Origin of the sequence: Bosea sp. 29B (assembly GCF_902506165.1) — a bacterium.
Lineage (GTDB): Bacteria > Pseudomonadota > Alphaproteobacteria > Rhizobiales > Beijerinckiaceae > Allobosea.
This window is the reverse complement of the sequence record NZ_LR733817.1, coordinates 1,727,295-1,750,308: the sequence shown is the minus strand read 5'-3', so window position 1 is coordinate 1,750,308 and position 23,014 is coordinate 1,727,295. Positions and strand designations below refer to the sequence as shown.

At 67.4% G+C, this 23,014-nt stretch carries 21 protein-coding genes; 8 read left to right on the top strand and 13 right to left on the bottom strand.

The genetic code is table 11. The annotated features are described in order from the left end of the window. Window positions 1-19 precede the first annotated feature (19 nt). The 4 genes from GV161_RS08520 (at window position 20) to GV161_RS08505 (ending at window position 4,103) form a co-directional block, all read left to right on the top strand. Complete coding sequence (locus GV161_RS08520) at window positions 20-997, top strand: ABC transporter permease (RefSeq protein ID WP_244624125.1); 978 nt, start codon at window positions 20-22, stop codon at window positions 995-997. Beyond that, window positions 994-1,833 carry an ABC transporter permease gene (locus tag GV161_RS08515; protein ID WP_152015120.1) on the top strand — a complete coding sequence of 280 codons (840 nt, stop codon included), beginning with the start codon at window positions 994-996 and terminating at the stop codon, window positions 1,831-1,833. The genes GV161_RS08520 and GV161_RS08515 overlap by 4 nt, the downstream gene beginning before the upstream one ends. Then, window positions 1,830-3,488 (top strand): ABC transporter ATP-binding protein, encoded by a 1,659-nt coding sequence (locus GV161_RS08510; RefSeq protein WP_152015121.1) that lies wholly within the window; start codon window positions 1,830-1,832, stop codon window positions 3,486-3,488. Before GV161_RS08515 ends, GV161_RS08510 begins: the two co-directional genes overlap by 4 nt. A gap of 63 nt (window positions 3,489-3,551) precedes the next feature. Next, on the top strand, window positions 3,552-4,103 hold the full coding sequence (locus GV161_RS08505) for an XRE family transcriptional regulator (RefSeq protein WP_159650195.1): 552 nt from the start codon (window positions 3,552-3,554) through the stop codon (window positions 4,101-4,103). A gap of 2 nt (window positions 4,104-4,105) precedes the next feature. Here the strand turns inward: GV161_RS08505 and GV161_RS08500 are convergent, their stop codons facing one another. From GV161_RS08500 to GV161_RS08470, 7 genes are all read right to left on the bottom strand, one after another. Further along, the gene (locus tag GV161_RS08500) at window positions 4,106-4,735 is read right to left on the bottom strand and encodes an NAD-dependent dehydratase (RefSeq protein ID WP_152015123.1); all 630 of its coding nucleotides are present in this window, start codon (window positions 4,733-4,735) and stop codon (window positions 4,106-4,108) included. A 63-nt stretch (window positions 4,736-4,798) separates the two neighbouring features. Further along, on the bottom strand, window positions 4,799-5,674 hold the full coding sequence (locus tag GV161_RS08495) for an alpha/beta hydrolase (RefSeq protein WP_152015124.1): 876 nt from the start codon (window positions 5,672-5,674) through the stop codon (window positions 4,799-4,801). Then, the gene (locus GV161_RS08490; RefSeq protein ID WP_152015125.1) at window positions 5,671-6,678 is read right to left on the bottom strand and encodes an ABC transporter ATP-binding protein; all 1,008 of its coding nucleotides are present in this window, start codon (window positions 6,676-6,678) and stop codon (window positions 5,671-5,673) included. The genes GV161_RS08495 and GV161_RS08490 overlap by 4 nt, the downstream gene beginning before the upstream one ends. Further along, a complete protein-coding gene (locus GV161_RS08485) occupies window positions 6,675-7,658 on the bottom strand; it encodes an ABC transporter ATP-binding protein (RefSeq protein ID WP_152015126.1) in 984 nt (327 codons plus the stop codon). The genes GV161_RS08490 and GV161_RS08485 overlap by 4 nt, the downstream gene beginning before the upstream one ends. Continuing rightward, complete coding sequence (locus GV161_RS08480) at window positions 7,655-8,563, bottom strand: ABC transporter permease (RefSeq protein WP_152015127.1); 909 nt, start codon at window positions 8,561-8,563, stop codon at window positions 7,655-7,657. Before GV161_RS08480 ends, GV161_RS08485 begins: the two co-directional genes overlap by 4 nt. Continuing rightward, window positions 8,560-9,537 (bottom strand): ABC transporter permease, encoded by a 978-nt coding sequence (locus GV161_RS08475; protein WP_152015128.1) that lies wholly within the window; start codon window positions 9,535-9,537, stop codon window positions 8,560-8,562. Before GV161_RS08475 ends, GV161_RS08480 begins: the two co-directional genes overlap by 4 nt. A gap of 31 nt (window positions 9,538-9,568) precedes the next feature. Then, window positions 9,569-11,179: an ABC transporter substrate-binding protein gene (locus GV161_RS08470; protein WP_152015129.1), complete on the bottom strand. Its 1,611-nt coding sequence runs from the start codon at window positions 11,177-11,179 to the stop codon at window positions 9,569-9,571. A 97-nt stretch (window positions 11,180-11,276) separates the two neighbouring features. Between GV161_RS08470 and GV161_RS08465 the strand changes: the two genes are divergently transcribed. The 4 genes from GV161_RS08465 to GV161_RS08450 all read left to right on the top strand — a co-directional run bounded on the left by GV161_RS08465 (window position 11,277) and on the right by GV161_RS08450 (window position 16,932). Further along, window positions 11,277-12,149, top strand: coding sequence for a MurR/RpiR family transcriptional regulator (locus GV161_RS08465; protein WP_152015130.1), 873 nt, complete (start codon window positions 11,277-11,279; stop codon window positions 12,147-12,149). A gap of 129 nt (window positions 12,150-12,278) precedes the next feature. After that, window positions 12,279-15,107 carry a molybdopterin cofactor-binding domain-containing protein gene (locus tag GV161_RS08460; RefSeq protein WP_152015131.1) on the top strand — a complete coding sequence of 943 codons (2,829 nt, stop codon included), beginning with the start codon at window positions 12,279-12,281 and terminating at the stop codon, window positions 15,105-15,107. Next, a complete protein-coding gene (locus GV161_RS08455; RefSeq protein WP_152015132.1) occupies window positions 15,104-15,649 on the top strand; it encodes a (2Fe-2S)-binding protein in 546 nt (181 codons plus the stop codon). Before GV161_RS08460 ends, GV161_RS08455 begins: the two co-directional genes overlap by 4 nt. 5 nt (window positions 15,650-15,654) lie before the next feature. Beyond that, entirely contained in the window at window positions 15,655-16,932 is a 1,278-nt protein-coding gene (locus GV161_RS08450) for a cytochrome c (protein ID WP_152015133.1), read from the top strand. Window positions 16,933-16,963: 31 nt separating this feature from the next. Here GV161_RS08450 and GV161_RS08445 read toward each other — a convergent pair whose 3' ends face one another. The 6 genes from GV161_RS08445 to GV161_RS08420 all read right to left on the bottom strand — a co-directional run bounded on the left by GV161_RS08445 (window position 16,964) and on the right by GV161_RS08420 (window position 22,984). Continuing rightward, on the bottom strand, window positions 16,964-17,836 hold the full coding sequence (locus GV161_RS08445; RefSeq protein ID WP_152015134.1) for an ABC transporter permease: 873 nt from the start codon (window positions 17,834-17,836) through the stop codon (window positions 16,964-16,966). 10 nt (window positions 17,837-17,846) lie between these two features. Beyond that, window positions 17,847-18,788, bottom strand: a complete 942-nt coding sequence (locus GV161_RS08440; RefSeq protein ID WP_152015135.1) for an ABC transporter permease — start codon at window positions 18,786-18,788, stop codon at window positions 17,847-17,849. A gap of 123 nt (window positions 18,789-18,911) precedes the next feature. After that, window positions 18,912-20,504, bottom strand: a complete 1,593-nt coding sequence (locus GV161_RS08435) for an ABC transporter substrate-binding protein (RefSeq protein WP_152015136.1) — start codon at window positions 20,502-20,504, stop codon at window positions 18,912-18,914. 156 nt (window positions 20,505-20,660) lie between these two features. After that, a complete protein-coding gene (locus GV161_RS08430) occupies window positions 20,661-21,761 on the bottom strand; it encodes an enolase C-terminal domain-like protein (protein WP_152015137.1) in 1,101 nt (366 codons plus the stop codon). A gap of 25 nt (window positions 21,762-21,786) precedes the next feature. Beyond that, on the bottom strand, window positions 21,787-22,584 hold the full coding sequence (locus GV161_RS08425) for an alpha/beta hydrolase (protein ID WP_152015138.1): 798 nt from the start codon (window positions 22,582-22,584) through the stop codon (window positions 21,787-21,789). 4 nt (window positions 22,585-22,588) lie between these two features. Further along, the gene (locus GV161_RS08420) at window positions 22,589-22,984 is read right to left on the bottom strand and encodes a RidA family protein (protein WP_152015139.1); all 396 of its coding nucleotides are present in this window, start codon (window positions 22,982-22,984) and stop codon (window positions 22,589-22,591) included. Window positions 22,985-23,014 lie beyond the last annotated feature (30 nt).

Below are 23,014 nucleotides of genomic sequence, written 5' to 3'. Positions count from 1 at the left end.
GGGACCGCGGAGGGAACGCGTGACGTTCGCATTGTTGCTGCTTCGCAAGGCGTCGGGGGCGGCGGTCATCCTGATCGCCATCGCCACGCTGAACTTCTTCCTGCTGCGCCTAGCGCCGGGCGATCCCGCCCAGGTCATGGCCGGGGAGGCCGGCGCGGGCGATGCCGTCTTCCTGCAGCAATTGCGCGAGCGCTTCGGCCTCGACCGCTCGCTGGCCGAGCAGTTCTGGCTTTATCTCAAGGGCATGCTCAGCCTCGATCTCGGCTTCAGCTATCGCCAGCAGCGCCCGGTGCTCGACCTGATCCTGGAGCGCCTGCCGGCGACGCTGCTCCTGACCGGCACGGCGCTGATCATCTCGCTCGCCGCCGGCGTCACCCTCGGCGTCGTCGCGGCGCGCCGGGTCGGGCGCGCCTCCGACAGCGCGATCATGACGGGCTCGCTGGTCTTCTACGCCATGCCGCTGTTCTGGCTGGCGATCATCGCCCAGATCGTCTTCTCCAAATATCTGGGGTGGCTGCCCAATGTCGGCTACGAGAGCATGGGCGCGGGCCATACCGGCGCCCGGCGTGCGCTCGATATCGGCTGGCACCTGATCATGCCGGCGGCGACGCTCGGCCTGTTCTTCACCGCCGTCTATGCTCGGATGATGCGCTCCTCGATGATCGAGGTCTCGCGCTTCGACTACGTCAAGACCGCCCATGCCAAGGGCCTCGCACCCGGCGCGGTGGTGCGCCACCACATGGTCCCGAACGCGATCCTGCCGGTGGTGACGCTGGCGGGGCTGCAGGCCGGCCAGCTCGTCGGCGGCTCGCTCCTGGTCGAGACCGTCTTCGCCTGGCCGGGCATCGGGCGCCTGCTCTTCGACGCGCTGCTCCAGCGCGACTACCAGGTCCTGCTCGGCGTGTTCTTCACCTGTTCGGCCATGGTCATCCTGTTCAACATCCTGACGGACCTGATGTACCGGTTCGTCGATCCGCGCATCGAGGCGGTCTCGTGAACTCCTTCCTGCGAACCTTCGCGCGCAATCGCGGCGCGGTGATCGGGCTGTGCATCCTCATCGCCGTGGTTGCCGTCGCCGTCCTCGCCCCACTGCTCTATCCGGGGTCGCCCTGGCGGATGGTGCACCGGCCGTTCCTCGCGCCCTTCGCGCTCGATCGCGCCCCGCTCGGCTCCGATACGGTCGGCCGCGACATCCTCGCCGGGCTGGTGCATGGCAGTCGCGTCTCGCTGCTGATCGGCCTGGTCTCGACGCTGGTGGCGCTGCTCGTCGGCGTGCCGCTCGGCGCGATCTCCGGCTATTTCGGCGGCTGGGTCGATGCGGCGCTGATGCGGGTGACTGAGTTCTTCCAGACGATCCCGTCCTTCGCGCTCGCCATCGTCATCGTCTCGATCCTGCAGCCCTCGGTCGCCTCGATCGTGCTCGCGATTGCGATCGTGAGCTGGCCGCCGGTGGCGCGCCTCGTCCGCGGCGAGGTATTGAGCGTGCGCACACGCGACTATGTCCAGGCGGCGATCGTCACCGGCCAGCCGGTCCACAAGGTCATCCTGACCGAGGTGCTGCCCAATGTGGTCTCGCCGGTGATCGTGCTGGCCTCGCTGATGACGGCGACCGCGATCCTGCTGGAATCCTCGCTCTCCTTCCTCGGCCTCGGCGATCCCAATGTGATGAGCTGGGGCTACATGGTCGGCTCCGGCCGCAGCCGCGTGCTCGACCAGTGGTGGATCAGCTTCATCCCGGGCACGGCGATCTTCATCACGGTATTGGCGCTGAACCTGATCGGCGAGGGCCTCAACGACGCCTTCAACCCGAGCCTGCGCGGGAGGCGGACATGAGCGCGGTGCAGGCAAGCGAGCCCGTCCTCTCGATCCGCGACCTCTCCGTCGCCCTGCCGGGCGGGGGCGACCGGGCCCATGCCATCCGCGATGTCGGCTTCGAGGTCCGGCGCGGCGAGACGCTCTGCATCGTCGGCGAATCCGGCTCCGGCAAGTCGATGACTGCCCATGCCGTGATGGGATTGCTGCCGCAGGGGCTCAGCGTCGGCGCCGGCGAGATCAGGCTGGCCGGGCAGGCGCTGACCGCATGCTCCGACCGCGAATGGCGGGCGATCCGTGGCCGCTCGATCGGCATGATCTTCCAGGAGCCGATGACCTCGCTCAACCCGGTGCAGCGCATCGGCGAACAGATCGTCGAGGTCTTCAAGGCGCATGGCGTGCTGACCCCGGCGCAGCGGCGGGCCAAGGCGCTGGCCCTGCTCGCCGAAGTCGGCCTGCCAGAGCCCGAGCAGTTGCTGCGGGCCTTTCCGCACCAGCTCTCAGGCGGCCAGCGCCAGCGCGTGATGATCGCGATGGCGGTGGCGCTGGAACCGCATCTCCTGATCGCCGACGAGCCGACCACGGCGCTCGACGTCACCACGCAAGGCCAGATCCTCAAGCTGATCGCAAGGCTCCAGCGCGAGCGCGGGATGAGCGTCCTCCTGATCACCCATGATTTCGGCGTCGTCGCCGAGATCGCCGACCGGGTCGTGGTCATGCATCAGGGCCGCGTCGTCGAGAGCGGGGTGGCGGGCGGCGTCCTGGAGCGTCCCCAGCATGCCTACACCAAGGCGCTGCTGGCGTCGGTGCCCTCGCTGACGCCGCCGCCTGCTGCCACGCTTGAGGGGCAGCCGATCGCGCTCAGCGTCGAGGGTCTCAGCAAGACCTATGTCAGCCGGGCGAGCCTGTTCGGAGCCAAGCGCACGGTCGCGGCCGCCGACGAGGTCAGCTTCACGCTGCGCCGCGGCGAGACGCTCGGCATCATCGGGGAATCCGGCTCCGGCAAGTCGACCGTCGGCAAATGCCTGGTGCGGCTGCTGGCGGCGGATGCAGGCGCGATCCGGCTCGGCGAGGTCGATTTCCTGGCCCAGCGCGGCGAAGCCTTGCGGACCCTGCGCCGCAAGGTCCAGATGATCTTCCAGGACCCTTACGCCTCGCTCAATCCGCGCAAGAGCGTCGGCCGGATCATCACCGACGGGCCGATCGCCCATGGCGTTGCGCGCGTCGAGGCCGAGCGGCGCGCCGGCGAGTTGATGGAGCTCGTCGGGCTCGGCATCGACGCGCTGAAGCGCTATCCGCACGAATTCTCCGGCGGCCAACGCCAGCGCATCGGCATCGCCCGGGCGCTGGCGCTCGATCCCGACATCATCGTCGCAGACGAGGCGGTGTCGGCGCTCGACGTTTCCGTGCAGGCGCAGGTGCTGGCGCTCCTCGCTGATCTGAAGCGCAGGATGGCCCTGTCGCTGGTGTTCATCACCCATGACCTGCGCGTCGCGGCCCAGATCTGCGACCGGGTCGCGATCATGCAGCGCGGCAGGATCGTTGAAATCGGCCCGACTGCTGCGGTATTTGCGGCGCCGGAGCATGCCTACACGCGCGAGTTGCTCGCGGCCGTGCCGGGCGCGGTGTCACGAAGCGTGTACGCTACGGGCTCCGATGAAGCGAAAGGTCGTTGACGCATGCCGGATCTCGCGACACCGCCCGTGAATGCGCCGGACCTCGGATCAGCGCGTCCTCAGATGAGGATCGGGGCGCGGATCCGGGCCTCGCGCACCGAGCAGCGCCTGACGCTCGACGAGGTCAGCCGCCGCAGCGGCGTGTCGAAATCGGCGCTGTCGAAGATCGAGAACGGCCGGGCCTCGCCGACCTTCGAGATCCTGGAGCTGATCGCCGCCGGCCTCGGCGTCACGCTGGTCAGCCTGCTCTCCGAACAGGGCGCCGGCCAGCCGGGCCGCCTGACGACGACGCCGGCCGGGCAAGGACGGCGCAGCGAGGAAGCCAATTACATCCACGAATATCTCTGCACCGGGCTCAAGGACCGGCGCATGGTGCCGTTCGTGACCACGGTCAAGGCGCGCAGCGCCCACCAGTTCGAGAAACCGGCCTCGCACCGGGGCGAGGAATTCCTCTATGTGCTCTCGGGCGAGGTCGCCTTCGTCAGCGGCTCCTATGACGAGATCAGGCTGAAGCCGGGCGACAGCCTCTATTTCGACAGCCGGCTGACCCATCTCTGCTATACGACCGGCGATGTCGACGCGACCCTGCTCTGGGTCTGGTGCGAGACGGCCTGAGCTCAGGCCAGCTCGGCCGAGCTGACGACATGCATCCCGGGCTTGGCCGCGATGGCGGCCTCGATCATCGCGGCGGCGATGCACCCCGCCGGATTGATGCGCCAGGCGCGCGGCAGCACCGGGCCGAGGATGCCGAGCAGGGCGAGTGCGGCGCGTTCGGCCGGGCGGCTTTCCTGCCGCTCGCCGCCGATCAGGCCCGGCCTGACAAAGGTGAGCGAGGCGAAGTCGAGGCCAGCGAGGTCACGCTCCAGCTCGCCCTTTACCCGGTTGTAGAAGATGCGCGAGGCCGGATCGGCACCGAGCGCCGAGTTCAGGACGAAGACCGGCGTGCCGTGCCGGCTGGCGAGCCGGGCTACGTCGAGCTGATAATCGTGATCGACCCGCTGGAAGGCCTCCTGTGAGCCGGCCTTGCGGATGGTCGTGCCGAGCGCTGAGATCGCCGCATCGGCCGCCCACCATGGCGCATCCTCGGGCAGCGCCTCGAAATCGACTGTCGGCGCGAGCAGCTTCGGATGGGCCGGCAAGGCGCGGCGGGCTGGAGCGACCACGGCATCGATGCGCGGATCGACAAGCGCCTGTGCCAGCACATGGCCGCCGACCAGCCCCGTCGCACCCGCCAGCAGCAGCTTCATCGTGAACGGCCTCCCGCCAAATCGGACGCCAGATGTTGCAGATCGGGCTTGGCCGGTCGAGCCTCAGGCGACTGCAGTCGCCTCCGGCTTCAGTTCCTCGACCGACGGGATACGGCCCTCATACCACCACGCCGCGGCGGCGCGCGACATCGCCGCCCCGTCATGGCCGATGCCGGGCACGGTGATCAGCGACCAGTTGCAGGGCAGGCCGCACCTGGCCGCTTCGGCCTTGGCGAAGTCGAGCATGAAATGGGCGCGGGCATAGCGCATCGGCCCCTGCGCCAGCGCCTCGGCCTGCGCCGGCAGGTTAGGATCGCTGGTGACGATGTCCTGGTCGCCGGCGAAGATCACCATCGGCCAGGCGAGCCAGCGCGCGAGCTCCGCCTCGCCGAGGCCGAGCCCGCCTAGCCCTTCCGGAAAACGCCTTTCCAGCGTCGGCAGCGTGTACCAGCCGGAATTGGCGGCGAAGGCGGTCTCGAAGGGCGTCTCGGCCTGCGTCGCCAGCAGGCGGTGGACGAACTGGCCGCCGGCAGAGTGGCCGAACAATTTGACCTTGTCGCGCGCGGTGACGCCGGCCTGGCGCAAAGCCGCCAGCACGCGGGCCGGCACGGCGTAGAGCCAGTCGTCCTGGGCGGCGATGGCGCCGCCCTCACCGACGACGAGGCCGTTATTATAGCCCTCGGCCTTGGGGAAGTGCGCGTTGCCGAAGGTCGGCGCGACGATCAGCAGGTTGTGCGTCTCTGCGGCTTCGATCCAGAAGTCGCGGTAGTCGTCGCCATTGCGCAGCATGCCGTGCTGGACGAACACCACCTCGTCTTCGGGACGGTGCCGTGCCGGCCGGTAGAAGTTGATCTCGAACGGCCGCTCCGGGTGGCGCGCGTCGATGAAGGGCAGGGTGCTGCGGCCCTGCGGCGGATCGAGAGTAAGCGTCATGGTCATGCGGCTTTTTCTGTCGTGTGCAGGTGGCAGGCGGCGCTGCGGCCGGGCGTGATTTCTGTGAGCTCCGGGCGGACCTCGCGGCAGACCGCCATCGCGTGCTCGCAGCGCGGGTGGAACGGGCAGCCGGGGGGCGGGGCCAGCGGCGAGGGCAGTTCGCCCTTGAGCGGCTGGAAGCTGCTCTTGCGCCGTGCTGCCGATGGGATCGCCTTGATCAGGGCGGCGCTATAGGGATGCGCCGGCTCGGCGAAGATCGCGGTCGCGCTGCCGATCTCGACGATTCGGCCGAGATACATGATCGCGACGCGGTCGCTGATATGGCGGACGAGGCCGAGATCATGGCTGACGAAGAGATAGGTCAGCCCGTGCCGCTCGCGCACATCCATGAACAGGTTGATCACCTGCGCCTGGATCGAAACGTCGAGCGCCGAGACCGGCTCGTCGCAGACCAGGAAATCGGGCTTCACCGCTAGCGCCCGGGCGATGCCGATGCGCTGGCGCTGGCCGCCGGAGAACTGGTGCGGGTAGCGCTCGCGATAGGCCAGATCGAGCCCGACCTCGCTGAGCGCTTGATCAACCGCGCCGTCGAGCTCCGCCTTCGGCACGAGCTTGTGGACCGAAAGCGCCTCGCCGACGATGCGGCTCACCCGCATGCGCGGATCGAGCGAGGCGTAAGGGTCCTGGAAGATCATCTGCACCTTCAGCAGATAATCGAGCCGGTCCTTGCCCTTCAGTGCCGCGGCGGAGCGCCCCTTGTAGAAGACCTCGCCCTCGGTCGGCGGCAGGATGCCGGTGGCGATGCGTGCCAGGGTCGACTTACCGCAGCCGGATTCGCCGACGAGGCCGAGCACCTCGCCCTTGCGGACGCTGAGATCGATGCCGTCGACCGCCTTCAGGGTCGAAGGCGGTGCGTGCCGGCCGATCGCGGTCAGGATGCGCTCGGCGATATTGGCCTTGCCGCGGAAGTATTTGCGGACACCGCACAGCTCGAACAGGGTCTCGCTCATGCCGCCACCTGGTCGGGCACGGGGTTGTGGCAGCGCAAGGTCCGGCCGTCATGGGCCTGCGGTTGCGGATCGCTGTCGGCGCAGATCGGCAAAGCCCGCTCGCAGCGCGGCCGGAACGGGCAGCCGGAGGGGCGCGAGTCGATGCGCGGCGCCATGCCGTCGATCTGGTGCAGGCGCTCGCCCGGCTCGACCATGGTGGCCGAGGAGTTGAGCAGGCCGAGCGTGTAGGGATGGCGCGGCCGGTCGAGCACGGTCTCGACCTCGCCGATCTCGACGATGCGGCCGGCATACATCACCGCCACCCGGTCGGCGAGCTCGGCGACGACGGCGAGGTCGTGGGTGATCCAGATCACCGCGGCCCCAGTCTCGCGCGAGAGTTTTTGGACCTCGTAGAGGATCTGCGCCTGGATGGTGACGTCGAGCGCCGTGGTCGGCTCATCGGCGATGATCAGGTCCGGGTCGTTCAAGAGCGCGGTCGCGATCGCGACGCGCTGGCGCATGCCGCCGGAGAATTCGTGCGGGAACTGCTTCAGCCGGGTCTCGGGCGAGGAGATGCCGACCCGGGCCAGCGCCTTCGCCGCCTTGTCCAGCGCCTCCTGCCGGCTGCAGGCGCGATGCTCGAGGATCGCCTCGCTCATCTGCTCGCCGATGCTGAGCACCGGGTTCAGCGTCATCAGCGGGTCCTGGAAAATCATCGCGATCCGGTCGCCGCGCAGTTGCCGCAGGCGTTCCTGCGAGGCGGCGCGCAAATCGTTGCCGTCGAACAGCACCTCGCCCGCGACGACCTCGCCCGGCGGGTCGATCAACTGCACCAGCGAGAAGCCGGTCACCGACTTGCCCGAGCCGGACTCGCCGACGAGGCCGAGCACCTCGCCCTTGGCGACGCTGAAATCGACGCCGTCGACCGCCGGCCAGGCGCCATCCTGCGCATGAAACACGGTCTTGAGGCCGCGCACGGAAAGGAGAGGGGCGTCGCTCATGCGCGCACGTTGAAGCTGCGGCGCAGGCGATCGCCAACGAGATTGAGCGACATGATCAGGAGCACAAGCGCGATGCCGGGGAAGACGGCGATCCAGTATTCGCCGGAGAGCAGGAATTCGAAGCCGTTGGCGATGAGCAGGCCGAGAGAAGGCTGCGTCACCGGCACGCCGACGCCGAGGAAGGAGAGCGTCGCTTCCAGCGTGATCGCCGAGGCGATGCTGATCGAGGCGACAACGAGCACCGCGCCGACCGAATTCGGCAGGAGGTGCGCCAGCATGATGTGGCGGGTCGGCAGGCCGAAATTCACGGCCGCCTCGATATATTCCTTGCGCCGCTCGACCAGCGCCGCCGCCCGCATCAGCCGGGCGTACTGCGCCCATTGCACCAGGACGATGGCGAGGATGACCTTGTCGACGCCGCGCCCGATCGAGGCGAGCAGGACCAGCGCGACCAGGATCGAGGGGAAGCCGAGCATGAAGTCGACGATGCGCATGATCAGCGCGTCGACCACGCCGCCGAACTGCGCCGCGGCGAGCCCGGCGAGGATGCCGATCGAGAGCGCGCCGACGGTCGAGGCGAGGCCGACGAGCAGGCTGGTGCGCAGTCCGTAGAGAATGGCACTCAGCATGTCGCGCCCCTGTGCGTCGCTGCCAAGCCAGTAGGTGAAGCCGCCCATACCGCGCTCGCCCGGCGCCAGCCGGTTGTCCATGACGCTGAGCGAGCCAAGATCATGCGGGTTCTGCGGCGTGATGAACGGAGCCAGCAGAGCCAGCGCCACCATGATCCCCAGGAGGATCGCGGCGCCGCGCGTGGTCGGGCGGTTGCGCAGATGGCGCAGCACCTTCTCGCGAAGGGGTGTGTCGGCCTGCGCCGAGCCAGCGAGGCGGGAAGCGTCGAGGCTCATGCCTGCTCTCCGGCGAGCTTCACCCGCGGATCGAGCGCGGCATAGAGCACATCGACCAGGAAGTTGACGGTGACGAAGAGCAGCGTCGCCAGGAGGACGTAGGCGACGACCACAGGCCGGTCGAGCTGATAGACCGAGTCGATCAGGAGCTTGCCCATGCCCGGCCAGGCGAAGACGGTCTCGGTGATGGTCGAGAAGGCGACGAGGCTTCCGAACTCGACGCCGACCACGGTGACGACCGGAATCAGGATGTTGCGCAGGATGTGCCGGTTGACGATGCGCCTGGGGCGGACGCCCTTGGCGCGGGCGTATTTGACGTAGTCCTGCGTCATCGTCTCGGTGGTGCCGGCGGCGACGAGGCGCACGATCAGCGCGAGGTTCGGGATGGCGAGATTGAGTGCGGGCAAAGCGATGTGCTGCAGCCCGTCCAGCGTCAGCAGGCTGGTCTGGATGCCGAGGAGCGAGACCGTCTCGCCGCGCCCGGCGGTCGGCAGCCAGCCGAGCCAGACGGCGAAGAGCAGGATCAGCATCATGCCCTTCCAGAAGCTCGGCAGCGAGAAGCCGAGCACGGTGCCGGCCATGACGATGCGGGCGCGCCGGCTGTCGGGATTGAGCCCCGCCATCAGCCCAAGCGGGATGCCGGCGACGAGCGCCAGCGTCATCGCCAGCAGGACGAGTTCGAACGTTGCCGGCAGCCGCTGCAGGATCAGCTGCAGCGCCGGCACACCATGCACGAAGGAGCGGCCGAGATCGCCCTTCAGCGCATTGGCCATGAAGGTCAGGTATTGCTGCCAGACCGGCAAATCGAGCCCGAGGCGGCGGATCAGCGCCTCGCGCTCGGCCGCGCTGGCCGAGGGCGAGACCAGCAGCTCTACCGGGTCGCCAATGCCGTAGACGGCGAAGAAGACCACGACCGAGACCGCGAGCAGCACGAGCACGCTCTGGATCAGCCGCTGCAGGACATAGGCGGTCATGGCACCGAGCCTCGGGCGAGTGCTTGCCGGCTTACTTCGCCGGCTTCACCGACATGGCGAGCATGTACTGGTCGGCGCGGCCGGCGACCGCCAGCTCCGACTTGAAGGCCCAGATGCCGCTTTCGAAGTGGAGCGGGATGAAGGCGCCGTCGTCGAGGACGAGCTTCATCGCCTGCTGCAGCAGTTCGGCCCGCTTCTTGTCGTCGAGCTCGGAGACCGCGGCGCGGATCACCTTGTCGAATTCGTCGTTCTTGTAGCCGCCATAGTTCGAGCCGCCGAGGGTCTTGGCCTCGTTCGGGGTCGGCGGCCACTGGCGCAGGAAGGAGGCGGCCTCGCCGGTCGCCGAGCCCCAGCCGCCGATCGCGACGCTGAATTCCTTCTTGGCGCGGCGCGGGAAGTAGATCGCGCGCGTCATCGCGTCGACCTCGGCCTTGATGCCGATCTGGGTCAGATACTGCGCGACCGCCTGGGCGATCTGGCTGTCGTTGATGTAGCGGTCATTGGTCGAGGACAGCGTCAGCTGGAAGCCGTTGGGATAGCCGGCCTCGGCCAGCAGCTTCTTCGCTGCGGCGGGATCATAGGCGAGCTTGGGCGGGTTCGGCAGCGTGCCGAACATGCCGGTCGGCAGATACTGGTAGGCCGGCTCGGCGGCGCCATCCATGATGCGTTTGACGATCGCCTCGCGGTCGATGGCGAGCGACATCGCCTTGCGCACGCGGGCATCCTTCAGCGGGTTCTTGCCGTCGGGCGCCTTGACAAAGGGGCTCTCGTCGCGGGCGACGTCGAGCTGGAAATAGACGATGCGGGTCGAGGGCGTGATGACCGAGCCGAAGCGCTTGTCGCTCTTGATGCGGCCAAGGTCGCGCGCCGCCGGGTTCTCGATCACGTCGTAGTCGCCGGCGAGCAGGCCGGCGAGGCGCGGGCCGGCATTGGTCACCGGCAGGAAGCGCACGGTGGCCCAGGGCTGCTGGCCGCCCCAGTAGTCCGGGTTGCGCTCGAGCTCGATCGCCGAGCCGCGCACATAGGACTTCAGCTTGTACGGCCCAGTGCCGATCGCCATCGTGCCGTCGTTGAAGTTGCTGACCACGGGCCAGGGACCGGTGACGCCGCAATTCTTGGCGACATCGTAGCTGATCTCGCCATGCTGGACGATCGAGGCTGAGAGGATCGGCAGGCTGGAGAGCAAATTGGGCAGCAGCGGTTCCGGCACCTTGGTCTCGATCACCAGGGTGCTGGCGTCGGGTGTCTCGACCTTGGCGAAGTTGCTGGTGACGTCGGCAAAGGAGTCGGAGACCTTGGTCTCGTTCTTCAGCGTGCGGCAGAAGGTGAAGACCACGTCCTGCGCGCCGAACGGCTGGCTGTTGGTGAACTTGACGCCCTGGCGCAGCTTGAAGGTCCAGCGGTTCTTGCCGTCGTTCTCCCAGGAGGTGGCGAGGCCCGGCTTCAGCGCCTGGTTTTCGTCCTGCAGGACGAGATTGTCGAAGATGTGGGCCGCGAGTGCGTTGTTGGGCGTCAGTTCGTGGTAGTGCGGGTCGACGGCGGTCGGCTCGGAGGCCAGCGCGATGCGCAGGCTCTGTGCCATGGCCGGCGCGCTCAGCATGCTGGCGCCGAGCAGAATGGTGATGAGCGCGCGCTGATGCATCGGTCGGTCTCCGTTCCCGTAGCTGGTCGTTTTGACAGCTTTATTTTCACGCGGTAGCAAACATGAAAATGATCCGACGTCAATCAGCGGGAGAGCCATGTCACGCGCCCTGAAGCCGACGACGGATCTCGCCAATCGCATCGCCCAAGTCTATCCCTCGCTGAGCGACGGCCATCGCAAGGCGGCGGACTTCGTGCTGCAGAGTCCGCTCGATTCCGCGACGGTGACGATCGAGGGGCTGGCCGAGAAGAGCGGCACCTCGACCGCGACCGTGACCCGCTTCGTCCGGACGCTCGGCTACCGCAACTATGGCGACTTCCGCGCGGCGTTGTCGACGGCGCTCAAGGTCGCGCTCGGCCCGGTCGAGGGCCTCGCCGATGCCCGAGCCACGGCCGGCTCGGTCTTCGCCACCATGGCGACGACGCTGAAGGGCGAGGCGGCCAATCTCGACGAGGCGATCGCGACGCTGGAGGAGGCGACGGTCAACCGCGCCATCGCCCTGATGCTGAAGGCGCGCCGCATCTTCATCGTCGGCTCAGGCGCGAGCCATTATGTCGGAGCCTTCCTCGAGGATGGGCTGGCGCTCTATCTCGATGCCGAGGTCGTCTTCGCCTCCTCGCGCGGCGGGCCTGAGCGCGCCGTCCGCCACATGCTTTCGGCCGGGGCGCAGGACGTCGTCATCGCGATCTCGCTGCCGCGCTATTCGCGCGCCACGCTGGAGCTCGCCAAATTTGCCAAGAAGCGCGGCGCCATCCTGGTCGCCCTGACCGACAGCCCGTCATCGCCGCTGGTGCCGCTGGCGGACATGACGTTCTTCGCTCCCGCCCGCAACAGCTTCTTGCCGAATTCGCCGACTGCCGCTTTCGCCGTTGCCGATGCGCTGATCACGACGCTGGCGCGCGAGCGCCCCGATGCGGTCGAGGCACTGAAGGGCTTGAGCGAAAGCCTGCTCTGGACCTTCCACTATTAGGTCTCAGCTCGCGCTTCACCGCGCCGCACAACCGGTCCGAGCAACAATCCCATATACGCGCATGCAGTCTGCTTTTAGAATGATTCGGACAAACGAGATGTGCTCGTAAAAGACAGTGGGAGGTTCCGCGTGAAGGCGGATCTGTCGCGCAGAAGCTTCCTCAAGGCCGGCGCTGCCGGCATTGCCGTCAAGATTTCCCTGTTGCCCTCCGCGACGCAGGCGGAACTGATCGAGACGCCGCCGCGTCCAGGCGCCGATTGGCTGACTGCCCGTGGGAAGCCGAAATACCGGCTCGACGCCATCGCCAAGGTTACCGGCGGCAAGACCTTCACCCGCGACTATCGCGCCCGCGATCTCGACGGCTGGCCGAAGGAGCAGGCGCACGCCTTCATGCTGCATGCGACGCGGGTCGACCGCGTCTTCGACGGCGTCGACCTTGCCTTGCTCGGCGACGATCTCAAGCCGGACCGGCTGGTGCTGCAGGAGGACCTCGTCGCCGACGGCGTCGCGATGCCGGCGCCATGGCCGGGCTTCTATGGCGACGTCTTCTTCGTGCCGAAGGGCCAGACGGCGCGGCTGCTGGGCCAGCCCGTCGCGATGCTGATCTATCACGACTTCGCCCGCTATGACGCGGCCAAGCGCAAGCTGCGCTTCAACGACAAGGTCGTGCGCTATGGCGCCGAGGGCCCCTCGACCACGCCCGGCCCCTATGGCGCGGCGCGCTATGTCCGGATCGACGGCGGCAAGCCCGACGCCGAGGACCGTTATTCCGCGCTGAAGGACACGACGATCCGCGCCGGCTTCAAGGGCACGCAGCCGCAATGGCCTGCCGCCGGCGAAGGCGACGCGATGGCGCGCGGCATGGCGGCGGCGGCCGAGATCGAGCGCGAGATCGCCAATGCCGGCGACGACGTGCTGGTGTTGCGGCGCTCCTATTCGACCCAGTCAGCCGATGCCTCCGCCATGGAGGCCGACAACGGCAATGTCTGGTACGAGCGCGGGAGCGGCGTGCTGCATGCGCTGATCGCGACGCAGTCGCCGCACGAGGTCGCCGAGATGGCGGCTCATATGCTGGCGAAGTCGAAGTTCGCGCTCGGGAGCATCGACCTCAGGATCGGCTACACCGTCGGCTACGGCACCAAGGACCACGCGCTCTTCCCATTCTTCTGCGTGCTCGCCGGCCTCTATGGCGAGGGGCGCCCGGTCAGGCTCGCCAATGATCGCTACGAGCAGTTCCAGACCGCGCTGAAGCGCCATGCCTTCCAGATGGAGAAGGTGATGGTGATCGACCGCAAGACCGGTAAGTTCCGGGCGATGACCGGGCGCTATCAGAACGACGGCGGCGGGCGCGAGAACTTCTCTGTCTCGGTCGGCACGGTCGGCGCGACGGCGGCGCAGTCGATATACTATCTGCCGAAGAGCGATTTCTCGGCGGCGATCATGTCCTCGCGCGCGGTCGATGCGGGCTCGATGCGCGGCTACGGCACGCTGCAGACCATGGCGGCGACTGAAATGATGGTCGACGAGGCCGCTGAAGCGCTCGGCCTCGACCCGATGGAGTTCCGCCGGCGCAATGCGCTGAAGTCCGGCATGAAGAACTCGCAGGGCGCGATCCCCTCGGGAGCGCTGCGCCATGACGAGATCCTGGCGAAGGCGGAAAAGCACCCACTCTGGGCCGGCAGGCAAAAGCGCAAGGCCGAGTTCGAGGCCGCCAATCCCGGCAAGAAATACGGCGTCGGCTACGGCCATGTGCACAAGGACTACGGCACCGGCGCGGAGGCTGCACTCTGCGCGCTCGAACTCGATGCGAGCGGGCGGCTGAAGTTGTCGCATGTCGCGCATGAGATCGGTACTGGCGCCACGACCTCGCAGGCAGTGATGGCCGCCGCCATCCTCGGCAAGCAGCCCGACGAGACCGTGTTCGGCAAGGTGCGCTGGCCGCAAATGCCGCTGGAGACCACCGACGAACCCTATACGCTGTCGCAGGAAGAAGAAGACAAGCGGATGGCCAATCCGCGTTGGACGCCGAGCTTCACCTCGCCGATGAGCGCTTCCAACAGCGTCTACTATCTCGGCCACGCGACGCGCGAGGCGGCTCGCATTCTGGTTGATCTGACGATTTGGCCGGCGGCGCGCTCGCTCTGGTCGCGCGGCATCGGCGGCGGCCAGATGGCGCCGGAAGCGGTGCGCCGCGAGGATCTGCGTGTCGTCAACGGCAGGGTCACGGCCGCAGCGATGCAGCCACTGCCCTTCTCCGAGATCGCGGCCGAAGCGCATCGGCTCGGCCTGGTCACCGGCATCACCGTGCACAGCTTCAACCGCTGGCAGTGGGCGGAGGCGGAGTTCGACCTGCCGGGTGCCGGGCGGCGGCGCTTCGCCATCGACGCACTGGCGGTGAAGTACGGCGATGGCGCGCCAAGCGAGCGCAAGGCGCTGATGACGCAAGGTGGCTGGCATTTCGTCGAGCGCGCCGCGGTCTCCTACCCGCCGGCGCAGCGCAACAATGCCGGCGTCACCTATTACGCGCCGATGGCAACGCTGGCCGAGATCGTGGTCGACACCGGCAGCGGCGAGGTCAGCCTGCTCTCGCACCACTCGATCCTCGAATGCGGCAATCAGATCGTGCCGGAGCTGGTCTCCGGCCAGATCCAGGGCGGCCTCGCCATGGGCATCGGCCACGCCCTGAAGGAGTATCTGCCGCTCTATGAGGACGGGCCGGGCGACGGCACCTGGAACTGGAACCGCTACGAATTGCCGACCTCCGGGGATGTCGCGGTCTGGAAGCAGACGGCGGAGGTGCTGCCGCCGCTGTCCGATACCGATCCGCCGAAGGGCATGGCCGAGGTGGTGATGATCGCCGTCGTGCCGGCGATCGTGAACGGCGTCGCCCACGCGATCGGCAAGCGCTTCTACACCCTGCCGCTCACGCCCGAGAGAATCAGGGAGGCGCTGGCATGACGATCGCGACCAAGACGCTTTCCCTCACCATCAACGACAAGGCCGTCGGCCCGATCGACGTGCCCGAGACGATGATGATGCAGGACTTCCTCTACGAGTACCTCAACCTGACCGGCTCGCGCATGGGCTGCGGCCAGGGCATCTGCCATGCCTGCACCGTGGTGCTGAAGAAGGCGGATGGCTCGCTCGAGGAGATGCGGACCTGCATCACCGGCGCGCACTGGTTCGCCGGCCGTAAGGTCAGGACCATCGAGGGCCAGGCCAAGCGCGACGCCAATGGCGCGATCACCGAGCTCTCGCCGGTCCAGCAGGCCTTCATCGAGCATTTCTCCTTCCAGTGCGGCTATTGCACGCCCGGCTTCGTCACCGGCGCGACGGTGCTGCTCGACCAGTTGAAGCGCAACCCGGTCAAGCGCGAGGCGCTGGAGCAGGTGATCAGCGAGGCGCTCGACCGTCATATCTGCCGCTGCACCGGCTATGTCCGCTATTTCGAGGCGGTGCGCGATCTCGTCCTCAGGACTCCCGGCTTGGTGAAGGCGTAAGGCTGATGGCGAGGAAGCTGCTTCTGGCCGCCCTGGCGGTCGCTGTCGTCGGTGCGCTTGGGGCTGGAGCCGTCTTCCTCGGCCTGTTCGAGCGCAGCGTGGTCGCCAAGGAGATCGAGCAGCCGCTCTCGGCCGAGCAGATGAAGACGCTCGCCAAGCGCGGCGCCTATGTCGCCGTCGCGGCCGACTGCTATGCCTGCCACGTCGTCAAGGGCGGCGCGCCTTGGGCCGGCGGCCTGCCGTTCGAGACGCCGCTCGGGACGATCTTCTCGACCAATATCTCACCCGACAAGGAACACGGCATCGGCAACTGGACGCGTGCCGAGTTCCACCGTGCCGTGCGCGACGGCGTCGGCAAGCATGGCCATCTCTACCCGGCCATGCCCTATGCCTCCTATCGCAAGCTGACGGCTGATGATGTCGACGCGGTCTATGCCTTCCTGATGAGCCGCGAGCCGATGAAGGTGGCGAACCGCGCCAACCATATGCCGTTCCCGCTCAACATCCGGCAGGGGCTGACCTTCTGGAATCTGGTCAACCTCTCCTCCGACACCAAGACCGAGGTCGCCGGGCGCTCGGCGACGTGGAATCGTGGGCGCTACCTCACCGACGCGCTCGCCCATTGCGGCGAGTGCCATACGCCGCGCAACCTCGCCATGGGCATGAAGGAGAGCGCCTACCTCCAGGGCTCGGAGCTCGAAGGTGTGATCGCGCCGGATATCACCAAGGCCGGGTTGACCCGGATGGGCTTCGGTCCGCTGGTCTTCGCAGGCTTCATGAAGTCGGGCATTTCGGCGCAAGGCGCGATGACCAACCAGATGTTCGAGGTCGTCCACTTCTCGACCCAGTATTTCACGGCCGATGACCTTGCCGCGATGTCGGCCTATCTGTTCGATCTCGACAAGCTGCCGGAAAGCGCGGCCCCGCCGGCGCCGCCGAAGCCGGTTGCTGTCTCCGCCGAAGTCGCGACCTCGGCCCGCGCCAGCTATCTCGCCGTCTGCGCCAGCTGCCATGGCGTCGAGGGGCAGGGCATCCCGCATGTCGTGGTGCCGCTGGCGACCAATGCCTCTTTGCGGCTGGCCGATGCACGCAACCTCAACAAGGTCATCCTGACCGGCATCCCGGCCCAGCGCTTCCCCGGGCTGGAGCGCATGCAACCCATGCCGGGCTTCGCCGGCCAGCTCTCCGACCAGCAGGTTGCCGACCTCTCCAACTGGCTGCGCGCGAATTGGGGCGGGCAGCAGCCGAGCGTCACCCCCGACGAAGTCAAACGGCTGCGCTGAGCCGGAGGGCGCTGGCGCTGCCAGCGCCCTTTCACAATGTCCGCGCCAGGCGCGGATCGAGCATGTCGCGCAGGCCGTCGCCGATCAGGTTGATGAACAGCACGGTCGCTCCGAGGAACAGGCTCGGATAGAGCACGACCCAGAAAGCGAGCTGCACGACATTGCGCCCTTCCGAGATCACGCTGCCCCAGGTCGGCGTGGTCGGCGGAATGCCGAGGCCGAGGAAGCTGAGATAGGCTTCCGACAGGATCGCGGAGGCGCAGACGAAGCTCGCCTGCACGATCAGCGGCGCGATGGTGTTGGGCAGGACATGCCTGATCAGCAGGCCGGGGAAACGCACGCCGCTGAGACGCGCCGCCTCGATATAGGGCTGCTCGCGAATGCTGAGCACGACGGAGCGGACGAGGCGCACGACGCGCGGGACCTCGGGGATCGCGATCGCGATGACGACCGTGGTGACGCTGGGCTTGACGATGGCGACGAGCGCGACGGCGAGCAGGATGCCTGGGATCGCCATCATGCCGTCCATGATCCGCATCAGGACCGCATCCGCGATGCGGTTGAAGCCGGCGATCATGCCGATGGCGAGGCCGAGGCAGACCGACAAAGCGGCGACGCCGATGCCGACGGTGAGCGAGACCCGCCCGCCCCAGATGACGCGGCTGAAGACGTCGCGGCCGAACGGATCGGAGCCGAACAGCCAGGCATCGCTCGGCGGGCGCAGCCGCGCCGCCGGATTGATCGCGACCGGATCATGCGTTGCGATCAGTGGCGCGAACAGCGCGAGCAGGATGATCACCGCCAGCCCGATGCAGCCGAGGATGAAGAGAGGGTAGCGCCGGAGCCAGTAGGTCAAAGTCCGGCTGCGGGCGCTCTTGCGAGGGGCCTCGATGGCGATGCTCATGGACTCGTTCTCAATAGCGGATGCGCGGATCGAACAGCGAATAGGACAGGTCGATCAGGAGGTTGATCAGCACATAGAGTGCCGACAGCACGAGGATGACCCCCTGCAGGATCGGGAAGTCGCGGCGGATGATCGCGTCGATCATCAGGCGGCCGATGCCGGGGATGGCGAAGACGGTCTCGGTGACGACGATGCCGCCGAGCAGCGAGGAAAGCCCGATGCCGACCATGGTGACGATCGGCACGGCGGCATTCTTCAGCGCGTGCACGGCGAGGATGCGCGGGGTCGCCATGCCCTTGGCTCGCGCGGTGCGCATATAGTCCTGGTTCAGCACGTCGAGCACCGTCGCCCGCGTCATGCGCGTCAGCAGGGCGATGTAGATGAAGCTGACGGTCAGGCTCGGCAGCACGATATGCGGGAAGAATTTCGCCGGCCCGGCCGACATCGGCTGGTAGCCCCGGACCGGGAACCATTTCAGCTCGACCGAGAACTTGAAGATCAGCAGATAGCCGATCAGGAAGATCGGCATCGAGAAGGCGATGACCGCGAGCGTCATGATCAATTGATCGATCCAGCTGCCGGCCTTCCAGGCGGCGATCACGCCGAGCGGGATCGCGACGATCACCGCGAAGGTCATGATCGTCAGCCCGATGATCAGGGTCGGCTCGATCCGCTGCGCGATCAGTTGCGACACCGGCATCTGGTTGAACAGCGATGTCCCGAGATCGCCCTGCAGCACCTGCCAGAGCCAGCCGAGGAACTGCTCGGCGATCGGGCGTTCCAGGCCGAGCTGCTCGCGGATGCGGCGCAAATCCTCGGGCGTGGCGAGGTCGCCGCCGATCAGCGCTGCGGGATCGCCGGGCGTCAGATGCAGCAGCATGAAGACGATGACCGCGACGGTCGCCATCACCGGGATGGTCGCGAGCAGGCGCTTGAGGATATAGGCCAGCATCGGTGTTTTCCGTTCCTCAGGGCAGGCCATGTCCCGCGCCGCCGATCTTGCGGGCCGCCGGCGCGATGTGTGGCTGCTGGAGATGGGAGGCGGCGCACGCGGGAGGCGCGTGCCGCCGGCCGCTCACTTCTTGCTGACGTTCCAGAACAGCGGGATCGGCGAGTCGATCAGGCCCTCGACCGATTTGCGGTAGGCGGTGAGCTGCTTGTACTGGCCGGTCAGCCCGTAGATCGAGGCGGCGTAGGCCTCCTGCTGGATCTTGTCGGCGATCGCGCCCTGCTCGGCCTCCGGCGCCTTGAGGAAGGCGGCCCGCAGCGTCTCGATCGCCTCGTTCTTGGGCCAGCCGATCGAGGCCTTGCCGACGCCGCCGGCGCGCAGGGCGTTGTTGAGGAAGGGCACCGAATAGTTGGTGCTGTCGGCATATTGCGGGCCGATGTTCCAGCCGCCCTGCGCGATCGGCTCCTGCTTCAGCATCAGCGCGAAGATGGTGGCGCCGTCCGTCGCCCGGAGCTCGACATTCAGGCCGATCGCCTTGAGGTTGTCGAACAGCACGACGGTGACCGGATGCAGGATCGCGTCGTCGACGGCGTCGAGCAGCACGACCTTCTCGCCCTTGTAGCCCGAGGCCACGAGCGTCTTCTTCGCCTCGTCCAGGTTCTTCTTGAACAGCAGCTGGTCTGGCGCGAGGTCCCGGCCGAAACGGGTGCCGCAGAAATAGAAGCTGCGGCAGGGCTCCCAGCTGCGCTTGTCGTCGCTGAGGACGCGCAGATACTCGCCCTGCTCGATCGTCTGCAGCACGGCGCGCCGGACCTTCTCGTTGTCGAAGGGCGGATGGACATGGTTGAAGCGGATCATCGTCTGCATGCCGAAGGGATCGACGGCGCGGACGGTGATGTCCTTGTCGTTCTGCAGCGTCGGCAGCAGGTCGGAAGGCGGGTGCTCGAGCCAGTCGACCTCGCCGGCCAGCAGCGCGGCCGCGGCGGTGGCGCCGCTCGGGATGAACACCCACTCCATGCGCTCGACCTTGGCGATCTTGCCGCCGGACATGAAGTCGGAAGGCTCGGAGCGCGGCTTGTAGCCCTTGAACTTCTTGTAGACCGCCTTGTCGCCCGGCATCCATTCGTCGCGCGCGAACATGAACGGGCCTGAGCCGATGGTCTCCTTGATCTGCTCGAAGCCGCTGGTCTTGGCGATGCGCTCGGGCATCATGAACGGAACCGGCGAGCCGGTCTTGGCCAGCGCCGAGAGCACATGGCCGAACGGCTCCTTCAGGACGATCTCGAAGCTGTCCGCTCCGGTCGCCTTGATCTCGGCGGCGGCGGCGATCAGCGCCTGGCCGATCGAGTCACGCTGGCCCCAGCGCTTGATCGAGGCGACGCAGTCGGCGGCGGTGACGGGCGTGCCGTCATGCCAGGTCAGGCCCGGACGCAACTTGAAAGTATAGCGTAGCTTGTCGTCGGAGATCGTCCAAGTATCGACCATCTGTGGCTTGACCTGGAACTTCGAGTCGAAGGCGAACAGCGTGTCGTAGACGAGATAGCCGTGGTTGCGGCTGTTGTATTCCAGCGACCAGACCGGATCGATGACGCGCAGATCGGTCGCTGCGGCGAAGCGGAAGGTGTCCTTCTCCTGCGCGACGGCGAGCGTCGTCATGCTGGCCGCGACCACGACGCCCGCGGTGCGTATGGCACGCGCAAAACTTGTCCGGATGTTCATTGTATGAGCTCCTCACCTGAACGAGATCACGGGTCGCGCGCTCTGCGGCGTTTGATCGACCTGTGTCGGTGAGGAAGGCTCGATATAACGAGGATTGAGACCCTCGCTATCGCCAACCGCCTGATCTTTGAAGCCTGAGGCCATACCTCGGGAATGTCAAGCATTCTCCGATAGTTGCGACAATCCGGAGCCGACACCTTGCGGTAGAGTGAGCCGGCCTTCCACGGCCTCCAGTCCGCTGAAGGGATCATCGAGCAGATGATCGAATTCGGCGAACTCGACCGGATAGTGAAAGGAGGGCAACGCGGCGGCCAGATGCAGGCATTGGGCCGCGATCAGGCGGGGGCCATAGGCGGTCCCGACGCGGTAGGCGCGCCCCGCCGCCTCGCAGATCTGTGCGGCGATGAAGACCTTGCCGATCCCGCCGAGGACCGAGCTCTTCAGGTTGAAGCTGTCGCAGGCGCCTTCGGCGATCAGTGTGACGATGTCGCGCAGCGAGCGGATCGCTTCATCGGCCTCGATAGCGATCGGGCTGCGCTGCGAGACGAAGGCCAGGCCAGCAATGTCCGCGGCGGGAACCGGCTGCTCGACGAGGTCGACGCCATGACGGGCGATGCGCTCGATCATGCGCAAGCCGGCCTTCGGCGTGTAGCTCTGATTGGCATCGGCCGAGAGCCTGACAGCGGGGCCGACGCTCTCGCGCACCGCCCTGACGCGCGCCTCGGCGAGATCGGCATCGCCATCGACCTTCACCTTGAGGCAGCGATAGCCGAGCCCGGTGAGCCTGATGGCATCGGCGGCCATGCCCGGGGGATCCTTGAGCGGCAGGATGCGCTGGAGCTCGACGCTCTGACGCCGCGCGCCGCCGAACAGCACATGCAGCGGCACGCGTAGGGTCCGCGCTGCCAGCTCATGCAGCGCGCTGTCGATGCCGGCCTTGACCGCCTCGTGCCCGGACAGCGCCTTGTCGAGGCGATCTCGCGTTTCGGCATAGCGCAATGGATCGGCGCCGAGCAGAGCGGGGCGCAGCACCGCGATCGCGGCCTCCGATCCCGTGAGATCGTCGGCATAGAAGGCCATCGCCTCGACGTGCCCCTCGCCGGCGAGACCGGAAGCCGTGCGCAAGGTCGCGATCAGTCCGTCGAGGCGCGGGATGCCCCCGAGCGCGAAGCGCCAGGCCGGGTCCTGCTGCGGCTGGACGCAGCGCCTGACCTCGACGGCGACGATCCGGTCGATCTCCGTGGAAGGGCTATCCATGATCAGGGTGCTCCTGGCGGCTTACCTAGCCGAGAAAATTCAGGATCTCGCGGTTGTAGAGCTCCGGCACCTCCCACCAGGGCGAATGGCCGGAGCCCGGCAGGATGGCGAGGCGCGCGCTGGGGATTCGGCTGGCAATCAGGCGGGCATTGGCAGGCGGTGCGTAGAGATCGGCATCACCGGTCAAGACGAGGACGGGGAAGTCGAAGCGCTGCAGGTCGGCCCAGCGGACGCGGTTGGCGAAGCGCAGGGGAACGCGGTCGACACCGGAGCGCGCCAGCTTGGCGTTCCAGTGCGCGACACCTTCCGGGCATTGCGCCCGGTAGGACGGGCCGAGCTCGCGGAAATCATGCGGGAGCTGCTCGAACTCCGGCGGGAGCAGCCGCTGCAACATCGCCTGATAATCGTCGTCCACCAGCCCGACGATGCTGCTGGAGATGACGAAGCCGAGCAGGCGCTGCGGATAAGAGACCGCGAAATCGGTCGCGACCATGCCGCCGGCGGCGGTGCCGATCAGGTGAAAGCGCTCGAGTCCGAGCGTATCGACCAGCCGCAGCAGGTCGGTCGAGGCTGGTGTCGTCGTGGCCGGATCGCCATCGTCGGAACCGAAATGTCCACGCCGGGAATAGCCGATGACGCGGTAGCCGGCCTCCGCGAAGACCGGCCATTGCAGGTCCCAGCATTCGCCGCTGCCGGCTGAGGCATGCAGCAGCACGATGGCCGGGCCGTCGCCGCCCGTATCCCAGACCCATAGCCTCACGCCGCCGCCGACATCGACCAAGGCTTCGTGCCGCGAACGGCTCGGGGGCAGGGCGGCGTTCATCGGTTCAGTCCGCCTTGAAGGCGATGGCGTCGGCCTCGATCAGCCAGGCGGGATTGGCGAGGCCGCCGACCACGAAGGCCGTCGTCGCGGGCGGCTTGGCGGAGAAGTAACCGTTGCGGATGCCGGCATAGCCGATGATCTCCTCGGCGCTGCGGCAATAGGCGGTGATCTTGACGATGTCGTCGAAGCCCATGCTCGCCGAGGCGAGAACGGCGCCGATATTGTCCATCATCTGGCGGACCTGGTCGTCGAAGGCTTCGGGGATCGAGCCGTCTGGCCGGACACCGACCTGGCCAGCGATGAAAAGCTGGCGGCCGGGGCCTCGGGTCTCGACCCCATGCGAATAGAGGTTGCGGGCGGGTGGCGCGATCGAGGCCGGGTTGTGCTGGAGCGTGGTCATGGTCGTCTCTCGCAGATGGAAAGGAATGGG